The organism is Shouchella sp. JSM 1781072, assembly GCF_041949915.1.
Taxonomy (GTDB): Bacteria; Bacillota; Bacilli; order Bacillales; family Bacillaceae_D; genus Shouchella.
This window is the reverse complement of sequence record NZ_JBHFQE010000002.1, coordinates 587,129-602,981: the sequence shown is the minus strand read 5'-3', so window position 1 is coordinate 602,981 and position 15,853 is coordinate 587,129. Positions and strand designations below refer to the sequence as shown.

The following is a 15,853-nucleotide window of genomic DNA, read 5'->3' as shown; positions in this document are numbered from 1 at the left end:
TTGAGGGTGGTTAAACAAACGTTTAATTAAGTTCACCAGTGTAACTTTTAAAAAGATTTTCGATCCGTAGAGACTGTCCTTCTTTATATTCAATAGAGATGGAGTCAACCGCGTTACTAATGTCTTTATTAAGTGTCCATATCGGAATGATAAGATCTTTTTCTAGAGTAAATGTCGTAAAGCTGGAAAGTTGGTTATTCGAATGGAAATAAATATGAATAGGATCTGGTTGAGTAAACTGACCCAATCGAATGATTAAATAAGGAAGATCAGTAAGGTCAAGACGATCGTTGAAAGTCAGTTTCAACTTTGTACGACCTTGATTATGACTGTTAAATTCTATACTTTCCGCTGGGATTTCTTCTTTTATGGCGAAACCATTCGTTTGATCTAATAAGCGCTTATGGTCACGTTTAAAATAGTCATAAAGGGGTTTCTTTGTTTTACGATCCATATGATAGATGCCCATTGTTTGATAAAATTGATTATGATTAACAAACCAATCAAAGGCTGTCCAATAATCGATTGCTGCAACATAGCCATTTGAATTTAGCGAGCCATTAGGTGCAACTGTTGCTTTTTCTAATAACGCAAGCTGAACATCACGATAAATTTCAACTTGCTTTTCTAAATTACTTTCATCTGCGTTACTCCAGATGCCGTACTCAGTGTTTATGATAGGTTTGTTTGGCCAAGCTTTACTCGCTTCCTCAACAAAATGCTTTGTTCCTTCGTACGGTGTACTACCGTGAAAGATACCAAAGTACATTGTCCAACCTGCTACATCAAGAGGTTCCATTGATGGATCATGAAAACCCGGTTGATCAGCAGCTGAACTTTGAGTGAGGAGGCGTCCGTCAGGATAGATGGTCTTTGTTTCGTTAACCAACTGTTCGTTATAATGCTTTCTTAAGGTAATATCCTTTGATTCATTTTGCGTGCTCCACATTACAATTGATGGACGATTATAGCTGGATAAAATCATTTCTCTCCACATTTGATAAGAAATGCCTCTTCTTTCTTGTACTGCATAATGTTCCGTTTCGAATTGCCATAGAGGGATTTCTGACATACTCGGAATACCGAAGCGGTCGAGAGCAATGAATGTTTCAATATGATTTGGGTAATGAGCCGTTCTGACTAAGTTAACATCGAGATCAGCAATGGTTGTGAAATCATCAACGATACGATCCCAGGAAGCGGTGCGACCATATTCTGGCCATTCTTCATGCCTAGCTACTCCGGCAAAAAACACAGATTTATTATTTAGTTTAATGTGAGCTCCTTCAGTAATTAATGTACGAAAGCCAAATTGAGTATAAAAAGCATCGATTTCGATCTCCTCTTGTAAAAGAGTAAGACCTAAAACATAAAGATGAGGTTCTCGAATGCTCCATAAATTGGGGTTTGGTATCATGATCGTTTCTTTTACCTTCTTGCTCTCACCAGCTGTGATGGTCAACGTACAAGGTGAAAGACCGTTTATACTTAGTTCATCTTTACAAATGCTTTTTGCTTGTGGGTTTTTAAGCCAGTCAGATGCATGAAAATCTGTTGAGTAAAATTTTGGGTCGACAAAAGCACGTTGTTCGTTATTCGTACGATTTTCAATCACATATTCTACTTGAATTAAGCCGTTAACATTGAGTGGCACAACATCAACCCTGGAAATTAATAGGCTAGGGACAATTTCAAAATAAAGATTCTGAATAATGCCAGTATAATTAAAAAAATCATTATTTACAGCGGGAACAGTATCTAAACGAGTAGTCCATGGAGGGTTATCTATTCGTACAGCAATTAGATTCTCACCAGGTTTTAAGTGTTGAGATACATCAAATGCAAATGGTGTAAAACCACCTTCGTGATGTCCAATATAAGTTTCGTTAATCCAGAAATCAGAAATGTAGGAAACACCTAAACATTTTAGTGTAACCACTTGATTGACATATTCTTCAGGCCAGTAGATCCATTTTCGGTACCATACACCGTCTTCATATGTTTCTGCCGCATGTATCTCTTCTTTCCCAGTAAGGTGGTTTTCGGGTGAAGGCAATAATTTTAATTCCCAATCTGAATCGTCATAGGATAAAAGTGTGAAGCCTTCTTGCGCTGTTTTGAGTATCCATTCTTCCGTGCGGGCTTGTAAAGACCAATTATGGTTTGCGTTAAATCGTTTCTTTTTCCAAGAGCCAGAAAGGGAGATTGTTTTCCGTTCTTGAGGATCGAACGAAGGGTAAACGATGTTATTTTGATATGGAATAGAATCGTTACTAAATGAAAATGTACTTGTTAATGTTCCTTCAATATATTGTTCTTCCACAGTTACCCACCTCGTAATAAGAAAGCGGACAAAATGCCCGCTTCTTTATTTTATATTCCTAAACGCTCACGATTTTCATCCATTTTTTCGTTACGGATCGTTTCAATAGCTGAGAAATTATTAGTTTCAAGGAAGTCCTCATACTCATTGACGAGTCGATCGAAATCATCATCGTCTTTTGCACGAATCATACTTGCCAATGTTGTCGCCCATGTAGAATTAATATTGACTAAAGATCGGGCTTCAGCTGTACCTTGATCAGGGGCGGTATTCTCAATTAAAAACTGAGGTTTTAATTTTCCTTTCGTCCATTTTTGAATTTGGTCTACTGCTACAGATGCTTCATTTTCACCATGCTCTAAAGCAAATCCATCGTGCCCGAAAAACCAAAATTCACCTAAACGATAGTTTTTCTTATATTCTTCAGGGTTGTCATTTCGCATCTGTAAGACCTCATCACGTAGTACCGCTTTTCCTTCTTCATTAAAATCAAACGTTTCTCCTTCGACACCGAATGTCGTTAAATACTGACCTTCATCACTTAGTAGGTACGTAAATAACTGAATCGCTTTCTGAGGGTCTGATACTTTATTCGTAATATACGTAACGGTCCAGCCTGAAAGCCCAGCTTGATTTAGAGTAGGCTCATTTCCTTCTTGGTTTTCTGGACCATCAATTGCAATATAACGCTGGTCTGCATCACGAGCTACATTAGTCTGCAAGGAGCCAGATAATTGAGCAATACCACTTGCGAAGATTGATCCATATTTTCCTTGCTCCACTTTTTCTTCAAAGACGGTATTATCGTCTGAGAAGTTATCATCGCTTATAAGACCCATTTGGTACGCTTCGTTAAATGTGCGAATCCACTCTAAATAACTGTCATCTAAATTGCGGTTGTACCACTCGCCGCTCTCATCGACAATCGGGACGCCTAGATGATTTTGGAATGTTTCGCCAATCGATCCAACGTCACCATCAGAACCAAATCCTCTAAAAGCAAAAGGTACAACTTCTGGAAATTCTTCTTTGATCAATTGCAAGCCTTCTAAGAATTGCTCTGGTGTTGACATTTCTGGTTCACCAATCGCTTGATAGATATCTTCTCTAATAATAAACGCATCAGAACCAGGGATAATGTCCGCTTCATAATCATCAATGGTATTTGAATAACTCGGGTATCCATATGTGTATCCATCTTCAAGCTGGTACCAATCTAGTGTTTGTTCTTGAGCAACTTGGTGAAAGAAAGGATCATATTGATCGGCTAATTCTCTAAGTGGTAATGCCCAGGTTGGCGCGCGTAAAGCAGATTGTGATTGACCATCAAATATGGTAATGAGGTCCGGTAAATCGCCTCCTGAAAATAAAGTATTTAAGTTGGAATCATCTCCAGTAACGAAATTAATATCAAGGTTTAAATCTTCTTTCAGTTTTTTTGTAATGACATCTTCACCATATGCTCGATCAAACCATTCAGCATTTACGTACCAAGTCAGTTCAACATTTTCTTCTTCATCAAGTTGCCACGCAGGTGTGTTCTCATCAAGTTCGTAACGGGGTTCTTCCAGTTCATCAATTGAAATTTCTGCACCCGAACCACTACAACCAGCAAAAGCAGCAAGACTAATAATGGAAATAAAACCCAATACTTTTCTTTTCAACAATAACGCCTCCTTAAAATGAATTACTATTCTTTCACAGCTCCAATCATCATCCCAGAAATTAAAAAGCGCTGTAGGAATGGATAAACAAGAACAATTGGGACAGTAGCGACGACGATTGTAGCAAGCTGAATGGTTTGTGAAGAGGTAGGAATGATAACGGAACCTACCACATTCTGCATATTTGCCGCTTGTTGTTGTACTATAATTTCGTAAAGTTTCATTTGAATTGGATAGAGAGCTTCATTAGTAATATACAATCGAGCTGTCATAAAATCATTCCACTGATACACACCGTTAAAAAGGGCTATAACAGCGAGTACAGGTGTTGATAAGGGTAAAATGATTTGTAGAAATATACGCCAAACACCAGCACCATCAATTCGAGCAGACTCTTCTAAAGAAACGGGAATCTCCCTGAAGAAATTCATCAAAATTAACATATTATAAAAGCTAAATAAGGCTGGAATGATGTAGACTAAAAAATTGTCTAATAACCCTAGTGAACGCATAAGCAAATAGATAGGAATCATGCCACCACTAAAAAACATAGTGCCAACACCTAAGGCAATAAATAATTTTCTTCCAATCAAGTCTTGTTTACTCATTGCATAAGCAACCATGGCTGTGAAAAACACAGAAGTTGTGACGCCAATAACGGTTTTTAAAACGGATATAATAAAGGCATTCCAAATGGTGGGGTCGTTAAAGACAATTCGGTATGCGTCTAGTGAAAATTGTTCAGGCCAGAGTCGGATTCCTGGGCTTGAAACAGAAGCAGAGCTACTAAATGAGCCTACAACGACATCCCAAATGGGGAAGATAATGATAATCGTGAAAACCGTCATGAAAATGACATTTACAATGTTGAAAATTCGATTTTCCTTAATGCCAGCAGGCTTTTTTTGTTTAGGTGGTAAACTTGATTTTGGTTGAAGAACAGCCATAGCACACTCCTTTTAGAAGATCGAACGATTGTTGAGCTTCTTCGTGATTTTGTGGGTGATGATAACGAGAATTAACGAAATGACGGATATGGCTAAGCCGACTGCTGTTGCATAGGAGAAATCACCTTGTACAAGTCCAATTTTATAGACGTAAGAATCAATGACTTCTGCTCTCGATGCATTTAATGGATTAATTAATACCAATGTTTGATCAAGATTTGATCCAAGAAGTCCGCCAACAGCTAATACAAACATAAGTGCAATAATGAAAGACATTAACGGAAGCGTGATATGCCATATTTGTTGGAGTTTGGTAGCCCCGTCTATCTTTGCAGCTTCATAGTATGTTGGATCAATACTTGCCATTGTGGCAAGGTAGATAATAGTCCCCCAACCTACACTTTTCCAGACATCTGACAACACGGCAATCATCCAGTAACTCTGAGGTTCAACAAGAAAATTTCTTGGTTCATCCAATAAACCGATAGTAATTAAGAAACTGTTTAAAAGACCTGTTGTTGAAAGCCAGCTTGTTAACATTCCACCGACAACAATCCAAGATAAGAAATGAGGCAAGTATGAAATGGTTTGGACGGATCGTTTAAATAAGCCGGCTTTTAATTCAAATATTAAGATTGCTAAGATGATAGGTGCTGTGAAACCGATAAGGAGTTTTAAAAAGCTTATAGCAAGCGTGTTGCGAACTGCACTCCAAAAGAAGGGGTCACTAAAGGCGATTCGGAAATTATCAAGACCTACCCACGGTGCAGAAGCAATTGTATCTGTGACAGAAAAGCTTTTAAAAGCAACAACAATTCCATAAATAGGAATGTACGTGAAAATCAACATAAAAATAACACCTGGTATGACCATAAGCTGTAAAGGCAACTGTTGCTTATAACGTTTTAGCAAACTCGTTTTGGCTTTCAAATGAATAAACCCCCCTTTTATAAAAGCGCTTTCAAATAAATGTTAACGTTATCATTTTTGGGTATAATTCTCATTTCAAGATTGAATAACTTGAAATACAGAATTATTTACTTTCAAGGCTGGGCTGATCATCTTTTGAACTAAGGTTAAATTAGGTTGTTCAATTCGCTGAACAAGTATATTTGCTAGTTCTTTGCCAACCTCATAGACAGGTTGATGAATGGTTGTAATTTTTGGATCAGTTAATAGCTCATACCCTAAGCCGTCAAAGCCTGTAATTGATAAATCATGCGGTACATTTTTCTTTAAAAGTCGTGCCGCTCGAATAGCTCCCAGTGCGAGTTCATCACTCATACAAAATAAGGCTGTCATTTGTGTGCGCTCAAATAATTCAATTGTCTTGATATAACCAACGTCTTCTTTGTTCTCAGCAAATTCGATTTTGTCAGAGGAGAATGGAAGCTCATAATCTAATAATGCTTGCTTATAGCCATTAATTCGATCAGAGACAAATTGCCTATTTTCATTTATGACAATTAAACCAATCTCTTTATGTCCGAGTTTTATTAAATACTCTACCATTTCGTAAGCGCCTTGGTAATTATTCACATCTACCCAATCATAAGTGGGAAAGGAGTGTCCAAAAAGAACAGTCGGAACATCAAACTTTTCATCGAGTAGTGTTTCTTGGTCCGCTGTCACACTCATGGCGATGACCCCATCGCATTTATAAGGATAATCCCATTCCCTGCGAACTAAAAAAGAATAATGTTGTTTGCTTAACTCGTCACTGACACCAGCAAGAAAATGCATAGCAAATGGGTTGGTCAATTGTATGTCTTGCGAGATAAAAATATGTACGACTCTCGTTTTCTTCGTAACGAGTGCTTTAGCAGCTTGATTTCCTTGGTACTGTAACTCACCTATAACTTTTAAAACTTTTTCTCTCGTTTTCTCTTTGACGAGTTCGGGAGTATTAATCACTCTTGAGACTGTTATTGTAGAAACACCAGCAACCTTAGCGACTTCTTTCATGTTTGCCATAAAAATCATCCATCCTGACCCAAAATGATAACGTTAACATTTTGAATTATATAATTACCGATTGAGACCGTCAATAACTTTTTTATAAAAAATGTTGAGTTAGAGGATATCAAGTTTTTATAGCGAAACGTTACTGTATAGTAGGTGAACAATAAGGCTTCATTGTTCTAAGGGGGAGTTTACATTGAATTCGAATCGAATTGTGATTCGCCATGTGAAGCAACTTGTCACAAATAATTCGTCACGGGCGTTAAAAGGCCGAGAGATGGAAGACAATCTTCAAGTGATTAAAGATGGAGGCATCTGGATTGAAAATGGTGTTATTAAAAAAATAGGCTCTGATCAGGACGTTTGGAAAGCGGTATGTGACCACGGACAAACGAAGCTAGTAACTTCCATTGATGCGAGTCAGCATCTTGTTACACCTGGGCTTGTCGATCCTCATACTCACCTTGTATTTGGAGGGAGTCGAGAAGATGAATTTGAAATGCGTCTAAAAGGTGCGGCTTATATGGATATTATGAATGCCGGTGGTGGAATTCATCGAACAACCTCAGCAACGGCGGCAGCAACAGAGGAAGCGTTAATTGCGCAAAGTAAAGAAAGGCTCGATACGTTTTTACGTCATGGGGTTACAACCATTGAAGCAAAAAGTGGCTATGGGTTAACGCTTGAACACGAACGGAAGCAATTACAGGTGGCGGCTTATTTGAATCAAACTCACCCGATTACCATTGTCTCAACGTTTATGGGTGCCCACGCTGTTCCAAAAGAGTTTAAAGAGGACAGTGACCGGTTTGTTGATATCCTCGTCAATGAAATGATTCCAGCGATTGCTTCAGAAAAGTTGGCTAAGTTTAACGATGTTTTTTGTGAAAAAGGAGTGTTCACGCCAGCGCAATCGAAACGTATTTTAGAAGCTGGAAAAAAATATGGACTGATTCCAAAGATTCATGCAGATGAAATTGTATCTTACGGTGGGGCAGAACTAGCGGCTGAGGTAGGCGCGATTTCAGCTGATCACTTGTTGAAGGCATCGAATGAAGGGATTGAAAAAATGGCTGCTGCAGATGTAGTAGGGGTCTTACTCCCAGCAACAGCATTCTTTTTAATGGAGTCGCCAGCAAATGCACGGAAAATGATAGAAGCAGGTATGGCGGTCGCCTTGTCGACAGATCGAAATCCTGGATCAAGCCCAACAGAATCGATGCCATTTGTGATGAATTTAGCATGTTTAACAATGGGAATGACGCCTAAAGAAGTAATCACCGCTTCAACAATGAATGCGGCTAGTGCGATTGGTGAAGAGCAGCGTGTGGGAAGTCTTGAAGTGGGAAAGCAGGCAGACCTTGTTTTTTGGAATGCACCAAATTATACGTATTTACAATATCATATAGGCGTTAATATGGTCGATAAAGTGTTCAAAGCAGGAAAACTCGTCGTCAACAATGGAGTCGTCATTTAAACGATTAGGAGGCAGTTCCTATGGAAAAACAAACAGCTCGACAAGCAATTCAAGCCCCTCGTGGAAAGGAAATGCAATGCAAAGGGTGGGCGCAAGAAGCTGCGATGCGGATGTTGTTAAATAATTTAGATGCAGAGGTAGCGGAAGAACCAGAGAATTTGGTTGTTTATGGAGGTATAGGGAAAGCTGCTCGTGATTGGGATAGTTTTGACCAGATTATCGCATCGCTAAAAGAATTAGAAAATGATGAAACGTTGCTAATTCAATCCGGAAAGCCAGTAGGGATGTTTCGTACCCATGAAGCTGCACCGAGAATCTTAATCGCTAATTCGAACCTTGTTCCAGCGTGGGCAACGTGGGATCACTTTTATGAATTAGAGGATAAAGGATTAATGATGTATGGCCAGATGACTGCTGGTAGCTGGATTTATATTGGCGCACAGGGAATTTTACAAGGAACGTATTTAAGCTTTATTGAAGCCGGGAAAAAAGCATTTGGTAGCTCAGATTTATCCGGACGCTTTATTGTAACAGGTGGAATGGGTGGGATGAGTGGTGCTCAACCGCTAGCAGGAAAAATGGCCAAAGCCGTCATTCTCGTTGTGGAAGTAGATAAAGCTCGAATCGAGCGTAAGATTAAAGAAGGTTACTGTGATTTTCTCGTTGAGGATTTGGATGAAGCACTGAAATTGGTGGATACGTATACAACTAAGAGAGAACCAGCGTCTATCGGACTCGTTGGAAACTGTGCAGATATTCTCCCTGAGTTGGTGCGCAAAGGGGTTACACCTGACTTTGTTACCGACCAAACCAGTGCCCATGACCCAATCAATGGCTATATTCCTAATGGATTATCGGTACAAGAGGCGAGTCATTTGCGGAAAAATGATCCAAAAGGATATGAGAAGCGCTCGATTCAAGCGATGGGCGTCCATGTTCAGGCAATGCTCGATTTGCAAAAAGCAGGAGCGGAAACGTTTGATTACGGAAATAATATCCGGGCCTATGCAAGACAAGCTGGAGTTGATCATGCGTTCGATTTTCCGGGATTTGTTCCAGCCTATATTCGACCGTTGTTTTGTGAAGGAAAGGGACCATTTAGGTGGGCTGCACTTTCTGGGAATCCAGAAGATATTTATAAAATGGATCAACTCGCAATGGACATGTTTCGTGATGATGAAGGACTCGTCAACTGGATTGAAATGGCGCAAAAAATGGTGAAGTGGCAAGGGTTACCTGCTCGAATCTGTTGGCTTGGTTATGGGGATCGAGACCGCTTTGCCCTACGAGTCAATGAAATGGTTGCAAGCGGTGAACTAGATGCACCGATTGTTTTTGGTCGTGATCATCTTGATTGTGGGTCAGTGGCGTCGCCAAATCGAGAAACAGAAGGAATGAAAGACGGGAGTGACGCTGTGGCAGATTGGCCTATTTTAAATGCGTTAATTAACACGGCTGGTGGAGCAAGTTGGGTTAGCGTACATCATGGTGGTGGCGTAGGGATGGGGTATTCACTCCATGCTGGTCAAGTGCTTGTCGCAGATGGAACGCAAGCAGCGAAGGAACGAATTGAACGCGTGCTCGTTTCTGATCCAGGTATGGGGATTGTGCGCCATGTTGATGCAGGTTATGAGCGGGCAAGTGAAGTAGCCAAAGCGAAAGGTGTCCATATTCCCATGCAGCAAGGGAGCGACATATGAAACAAACATCGATAAAAATAAATCGTGCACGACTAGAAGCTTCTATTCTTGAACTCGGTCAGTTTGGTGTGAATCAGGACGGGGGTTTAGATCGAACGACGTTTACGGAAGCAGAATTACAAGCAAGACAGTGGTTAAAGCAGCAATTAGATCAACTATCGCTAGACGTTTATACAGATGAAGCTGCAAATATATGGGCGAGACGAGCAGGGAAACAGCAGAAAAGCATTGTGTTCGGATCACATATTGACACAGTTCCGAACGGTGGAAAATATGATGGTGCTCTTGGTGTCTTGATGGCATTGGAAGTGTTGCGAACACTTGATGAAAATGAAATCGAAACGAATCATCCTTTCGAATTGGTTTCTTTTAGTGCAGAAGAGCCCAATCCATTCGGTTTATCCACTTTCGGAAGTAGAGCGATTTCTGGGAAATTGACGAAGAACGATTTAGATGGTGTCCAAGATTCAAATGGAACACGGCTTGTCGATGCTCTCGCACGAGCTGGTGGAGATCCGCAACATTTTGATGATTGTTTACGAAACGTGAATGATTTTGCAGCATATCTCGAAGTGCATATAGAGCAAGGAAAACGTCTTTTGCATGCAGGGGTGCCAGTAGGAGTGGTTACTGCCATTACGGGGATTTACCGTGAACACATTACGGTAAAAGGGGAATCGAATCATGCAGGGACGACCGTCATGATCGATCGCACAGATGCCCTTGTAGCGGCAGCGGAATTGATTACTTCTTTGAAAGAAATTTGTACCCGCTATCCTAAGGAAGAACTCGTTGGGACGGTTGGACAACTGCATGTTCATCCGAATGCAACGAATATCATACCTGGTGAAGTCAGCCTTTCTGTTGAAATTCGTGGGGAAACAGAAGCGGATATTCAAGCTGTGCGGAAGGAATTTGAAACAAAAAAAGGTCAGTTGGAACAACGGTCAGATGTTCAAATTGAATCAGAAACCATGCTAGATCAGGAACCTGTACCAATGAGCGATCATGTAATTACTGTGATAGAACGAGAAGCGAAACAGGCCGGACGATCCTCAATACGGTTGGGTAGTATGGCTGGTCATGATGCCGCTCATATGGCTTCGTTAACGCCATCAGGAATGATTTTTGTGCCGAGCCTTGATGGAAAAAGTCATTGTCCTGAAGAAGAGAGTTCAATGGATGATATTGAACATGTAGCAAACGTGTTTTTACGTACGTTATTTAGCCTTGATGAGGGAGGGGGAGAAAGGTGAAACAGCTATACCATGCAGGTTCCGTTTATGTGGAGGACACATTTAAACAAGCGTATTCGCTTTTGATCGATGAAGATAAGATTGTTGACATTGGTCCAACGCGTGCGCTAAAAGAAACGTATAAAGGTGTTCTGGAAGTGGACTGGCTAGATAAAGCCATTCTTCCTGGAACAATAAACGCACATAATCATTCGTTTCAAAGCCTTTTGAGAGGAATTGCAGTTGATCGTCCTTTTCTTGAATGGCGTGATCAAGCTCTTTATAAATATACTCCGTACCTTGATGAAGAAGCGATTTACACAGGAGCTCTTTTTGCCTTCGGAGAGATGCTGAAGTATGGTGCTACCACAGTAAGCGATTTTTTCTACGTTCATAATCAGGGAACCCAAACAGACGAAGCGGTTATTCAAGCGGCGAATGATGTAGGGATTAGACTGGTTTTTGCAAGAACGATGTACGATTGGGGTGGTGCGCCAAAAAGTTATCAAGAAACCGTTTCAGATGCAGTTAATCGAACAAGGGAGCTAGCAATTAAATACCAAGGTCACTCGATGGTGGATATCCATCCAGCTCCTCATAGTCCTCATGCTGCTTCTCCGGAAATGATTCAAGCTGGGCATAAGCTAGCTAAAGAACTGCAAACCCCTTTTCATATTCATGTGTCAGAAGAGATGTTTGAAGTAGAGGAGATGCTCGAGAAATACAACAAAAGACCTGTTCATTATCTCGATTCTCTAGGTGTTGTAGACGACAGCATGATTGCGATCCATCTTGTATGGCTAGATAAAACAGAAATTGAGCTACTAGGAAAGAGAAAAATCGGTCTCGCGTATTGTCCATCTAGCAATATGTTTTTATCTGATGGGATTACCAATATCCCTGACCTTGTTCAATCAGGTGTACGTGTTAGCCTTGGAAGTGACGGAGCCTGTAGCAATAACCGAATAAGTGTGTTTGAAGAAATGCGAATGTGTTCGTTGCTTCAAAAAGTGAATAAGTTAGATGGTACGTGCGTCACTGCTAAACAGGTCTTTGACATGGGTACGAAAACTGGAGCAGACTTATTAAGAGTAAATACCGGAGAGCTTGCAATCGGCAAAAAAGCAGATTTTGTATCCTTAAAAATGAACGACTTGTCTCTTGCTCCAAAACGAGAGCTTTTTGCAAATGTCGTTTATTCGATGCAACCAACAGCGATCTCTGACGTTGTTGTTGCTGGCAAGACAGTCGTTTCAAACGGAACATTAAAAACGGTTTCTGAAAACACAATCGGAAAGAAAATCGATCAATTATTTAAAAAATGGGATTGAATAAAAAAGCGTAAACGTTGGAGGAAGATCCAAACGTTTACGCTTTTTTGAGTTAACATCTAGTTGTTTTATTCTTCTACAACGGGCTGGGTTTCTCGCCGAAATAATCGTTTTTTGGGTGCTTTCTTTTTTATATAGCCACCTTGAAAATTTCGAGTTTCAAAGGAGACAACAAATGCGTCAGGGTCGCATTCGTTGACTATGGCTAAAAATTCGTGCTCTCGATCTCTTCTAGCTGTGCAATCGAGACGGACTCTGATCGATTCAATCCCTTCGACTGTTGTTAGTGCTACACTGAAATCCGCGTCTCGCAGGCGATCGATAAGTGGTTTCTGATGGAAGGAAGTGTTCACTTGAAGTGACACATAGCCAATCGCCAGTCGTTCTTCCACGATGGAGCCGAGGTACATACCAAGCCCAAAGCCAATGGAATAAGCGACCATGTTGAGATAATTTGAGAGGTCACTAAACACAATCGATAGTGAAATGACATGAACGGCACCTTCAAGAGTTGCAAACAATGCGGATCTCTCTTTTTCACCTTTCACCATCATTAATGTTCGTAATACTACTAGTGGGACATAAAGCAATTGTGCGCCTAAAATGAGCATAGGTTGTAAAAGCATCTTTTTTCACCTCGCAAAAATAGTGTGTGAGTGTGAAAAAAAAATTATGCATGAAGAGGAAAATTAAGGAGAAATCGACACGATTTGAAGGATTATTTCCGGGGGAATAAAAAATAGGGAATGAAGCCAGTGTTTGTCGAATCAATAAGAAAAAGCGAGAGTCGTGTTAGGCCCCTCGCTTACTACTTACGTGACATCTTTAAAGATTTCTTTCTTAATGTTTTTCCGCATTTCATAGATATTGGTGATGATTACTTTTGCAACGGCGTAGGTAGGAATTGCAATAATCATCCCGATGAATCCTGCAATATTTCCTGCCGCAAGAACTAGAGTAATAACCGTAAGTGGATGCACACTTAATTTTTTGCCCATAATATTAGGTGTAATCAAATTGCTTTCTGCTTGTTGCACCGCTAACGTAATGACGGATATCCAGATAGCCAAGACTGGGTCTTGAATAAGTGCAATGATAAAAGCAGGAAAGAATGCAAGCCAAGGACCTAAAAACGGAATCATGTTTAAAAGAAAAGCTAGCAAAGCAAGCAATAATGCATATTCTAATCCAACGATCGTATAGCCGATGAATAATAATATTGCCAAAATGAGCGCGGCTAGTACTTGTCCTTGCACATAACTTTTTAATGCAAAATCAACTTCATTTAAAAGCTTTGCTACCCATTTTTTAGTCTCACCTTGAAAATATTGCACAATTGCTGGGGCAAATCGATGGTGATCTTTTAACATAAAGAAAAAGAAAAACGGGACAAGAATTAACGTTAAAATGGTTGTAACCGCACCGCTTAAAAAGGAAATAATGTATCCTGACCCTACGATAATGATGTCTTCAATGGAATCAAGTAATGAACCAATTGTCTCTTCAAAATCAAACGGTACATTGCCGTTATCATTAAGATAATGCATGACGAATTGTTCCAGCTGTTGAAAAATAACTGGGGCATTTTGAATTAGCTTGTTTGCCTCATCAATAAGAGGGTCTAAAATGAACATGGACCCAACAAATAAAACCGCTCCTACAAGCACTAAAATACTTAACGCACTTGCCCATTGAGGCATTCGTGTCATTAATCGTTTTTGTAAAGGCTCTGTGATATAAAATAAAAGGCCAGCTAGTAGTACAGGTATTAAGATGGTTGTCACTACAATGAGAATTGGTTCAAACAGCCATTGGATTTCTACTAAATTCTTTACAATAAGAATAAGTAGAAGAATACCAATCCCTAGTTGAAACCATAGTTTATTAAGCATGAAGGGGAACACTCCTGATATAGTAAGATCGTTCATATCTATTATAGCGCGAATAGAAACGGAAAATCTGACAGATTTGTTACTATCATTATTTTACTACATTCTTGCTTTTCTAGACCTGAAGTATACATGGTAACGTAATGTGATAAGCAAGGAATACGGAACATATATGTAGAATGACTTTTACAAGCTATTGTCTTAGATGCATGAAAAAAACACCTGTCGTGAAACAGGTGAGAAAGAGCAATTCAATGTGAAGGATTAAAATTCCTCGTATTCATTTGGGTTTTGATTGTCAATTCGACCGTCTACTCGAGTGAGGCTGCTAATTTTGTCCATAGCCTTTTGATCCAGTTCAAAATCAAAGATCGAAAGGTTTTCAAATTGTCTCGACACATTTGAGGAACGGACAAGTGGAAGAGCTCCTAACTGAATTTGCCAGCGTAAAATAATTTGCGCTTTAGATTTTCCATAGGAATTTGCGATGTCATCAATTGTATGGTCGCTATATACACTGTCGGAACGAAGGCGGCCGAGCGGACTCCAACTTTGCGTAACGATCCCTAATTTTTTATCGTAGGCTCTCTGTTCTTCTTGAGAAAAATAAGGGTGAAGCTCAATCTGATTTATACTCGGTGTCACACCTGTTTCGTTAATAATTTGATCAAGGTGTTCAGGTAAAAAGTTACTAACCCCAATAGAGCGAATTAGACCCCAACGTTTTGCATCAATCAGTGCTTGCCACGCTTCTACAAATAACCCCTGTTTTGGGTTGGGCCAGTGAATCAAATAGAGGTCAAAATAATCAAGCCCTGTTCGAAGCAAGGATTCTTGAATGGTCTCAATGGCTTTGCCGTAAGCATGGTGTCGGCCAGGAAGCTTAGAGGTAATGCGCAGATGTTCGCGTGGAACGGAACTACGACGAATGGCTTCCCCGACAGCACCTTCATTCTCATAATTAAAGGCTGAATCGATCAAGTGGTAGCCAACGTCAATGGCGCTTTGAATGCCATGAACACAAGCATGGCCTTTGAGTTGAGCTGTACCATAACCAATGGAAGGAACGAGTAATCCGTCATGTAACGTGCGTGTTGGAATTGAATCTACCATTCTATCACTCCTATCTCGTATTAATCTTAGTCTAGCATTTGATTATAGGGACGTCTAATGAGAATATTGCGATTAGGAAGAAAAATCTCAGGTATTTGAATGAATTTTCTCATGAAAAGTAATCGTCATTTTACAAATAATAATAGAAATATCTTTTAAAGCATTCGTCTTATTAAATGGCGACGACTCCTATGGGAACAGCACGTGTCCGA

12 protein-coding genes are annotated in these 15,853 nt (G+C 40.0%); 4 read left to right on the top strand and 8 right to left on the bottom strand.

Annotated features, from left to right (window positions below; all coding sequences use genetic code 11):
• Positions 1 to 22: 22 nt before the first annotated feature.
• The 5 genes from ACE1TH_RS12630 to ACE1TH_RS12610 form a co-directional block, all read right to left on the bottom strand.
• Positions 23 to 2,323: a glycoside hydrolase family 2 TIM barrel-domain containing protein gene (locus tag ACE1TH_RS12630; protein WP_375079172.1), complete on the bottom strand. Its 2,301-nt coding sequence runs from the start codon at positions 2,321 to 2,323 to the stop codon at positions 23 to 25.
• A 50-nt stretch (positions 2,324 to 2,373) separates the two neighbouring features.
• Complete coding sequence (locus ACE1TH_RS12625) at positions 2,374 to 3,987, bottom strand: extracellular solute-binding protein (protein WP_375079171.1); 1,614 nt, start codon at positions 3,985 to 3,987, stop codon at positions 2,374 to 2,376.
• Between the two features lie 26 nt (positions 3,988 to 4,013).
• The gene (locus ACE1TH_RS12620) at positions 4,014 to 4,835 is read right to left on the bottom strand and encodes a carbohydrate ABC transporter permease (protein ID WP_373454107.1); all 822 of its coding nucleotides are present in this window, start codon (positions 4,833 to 4,835) and stop codon (positions 4,014 to 4,016) included.
• Positions 4,836 to 4,946: 111 nt separating this feature from the next.
• On the bottom strand, positions 4,947 to 5,864 hold the full coding sequence (locus ACE1TH_RS12615; RefSeq protein WP_375079170.1) for an ABC transporter permease: 918 nt from the start codon (positions 5,862 to 5,864) through the stop codon (positions 4,947 to 4,949).
• 75 nt (positions 5,865 to 5,939) lie between these two features.
• A complete protein-coding gene (locus ACE1TH_RS12610) occupies positions 5,940 to 6,908 on the bottom strand; it encodes a LacI family DNA-binding transcriptional regulator (RefSeq protein ID WP_176554386.1) in 969 nt (322 codons plus the stop codon).
• 184 nt (positions 6,909 to 7,092) lie between these two features.
• Between ACE1TH_RS12610 and hutI the strand changes: the two genes are divergently transcribed.
• The 4 genes from hutI to ACE1TH_RS12590 are packed head-to-tail and all read left to right on the top strand — an operon-like array spanning position 7,093 to position 12,639.
• Positions 7,093 to 8,373, top strand: a complete 1,281-nt coding sequence (gene hutI / locus ACE1TH_RS12605; RefSeq protein WP_375079169.1) for an imidazolonepropionase — start codon at positions 7,093 to 7,095, stop codon at positions 8,371 to 8,373.
• A gap of 20 nt (positions 8,374 to 8,393) precedes the next feature.
• Positions 8,394 to 10,073 carry a urocanate hydratase gene (gene hutU, locus ACE1TH_RS12600; protein WP_375079168.1) on the top strand — a complete coding sequence of 560 codons (1,680 nt, stop codon included), beginning with the start codon at positions 8,394 to 8,396 and terminating at the stop codon, positions 10,071 to 10,073.
• On the top strand, positions 10,070 to 11,329 hold the full coding sequence (locus ACE1TH_RS12595) for a M20 family metallo-hydrolase (protein ID WP_375079167.1): 1,260 nt from the start codon (positions 10,070 to 10,072) through the stop codon (positions 11,327 to 11,329). The genes hutU and ACE1TH_RS12595 overlap by 4 nt, the downstream gene beginning before the upstream one ends.
• Entirely contained in the window at positions 11,326 to 12,639 is a 1,314-nt protein-coding gene (locus ACE1TH_RS12590) for an amidohydrolase family protein (protein WP_255224497.1), read from the top strand. The genes ACE1TH_RS12595 and ACE1TH_RS12590 overlap by 4 nt, the downstream gene beginning before the upstream one ends.
• Positions 12,640 to 12,707: 68 nt before the next feature.
• On the opposite strand, the gene ACE1TH_RS12585 is transcribed toward ACE1TH_RS12590, so the two are convergent.
• The 3 genes from ACE1TH_RS12585 to ACE1TH_RS12575 form a co-directional block, all read right to left on the bottom strand.
• Positions 12,708 to 13,265, bottom strand: a complete 558-nt coding sequence (locus tag ACE1TH_RS12585) for a DUF2179 domain-containing protein (RefSeq protein ID WP_099303067.1) — start codon at positions 13,263 to 13,265, stop codon at positions 12,708 to 12,710.
• 186 nt (positions 13,266 to 13,451) lie between these two features.
• Entirely contained in the window at positions 13,452 to 14,531 is a 1,080-nt protein-coding gene (locus tag ACE1TH_RS12580) for an AI-2E family transporter (RefSeq protein ID WP_255224498.1), read from the bottom strand.
• Positions 14,532 to 14,792: 261 nt separating this feature from the next.
• Positions 14,793 to 15,641 carry an aldo/keto reductase gene (locus ACE1TH_RS12575; protein WP_099303063.1) on the bottom strand — a complete coding sequence of 283 codons (849 nt, stop codon included), beginning with the start codon at positions 15,639 to 15,641 and terminating at the stop codon, positions 14,793 to 14,795.
• Positions 15,642 to 15,853 lie beyond the last annotated feature (212 nt).

What these genes read in the sequence shown, in the direction of transcription:
- ACE1TH_RS12610 (WP_176554386.1), bottom strand. Translation starts at nt 6,908, where the DNA reads ATGGCAAACATGAAAGAAGTCGCTAAGGTTGCTGGTGTTTCTACAATA.
- ACE1TH_RS12585 (WP_099303067.1), bottom strand. Translation starts at nt 13,265, where the DNA reads ATGCTTTTACAACCTATGCTCATTTTAGGCGCACAATTGCTTTATGTC.
- ACE1TH_RS12595 (WP_375079167.1), top strand. Translation starts at nt 10,070, where the DNA reads ATGAAACAAACATCGATAAAAATAAATCGTGCACGACTAGAAGCTTCT.
- ACE1TH_RS12580 (WP_255224498.1), bottom strand. Translation starts at nt 14,531, where the DNA reads ATGCTTAATAAACTATGGTTTCAACTAGGGATTGGTATTCTTCTACTT.
- hutU (WP_375079168.1), top strand. Translation starts at nt 8,394, where the DNA reads ATGGAAAAACAAACAGCTCGACAAGCAATTCAAGCCCCTCGTGGAAAG.
- ACE1TH_RS12620 (WP_373454107.1), bottom strand. Translation starts at nt 4,835, where the DNA reads ATGACGGTTTTCACGATTATCATTATCTTCCCCATTTGGGATGTCGTT.
- ACE1TH_RS12575 (WP_099303063.1), bottom strand. Translation starts at nt 15,641, where the DNA reads ATGGTAGATTCAATTCCAACACGCACGTTACATGACGGATTACTCGTT.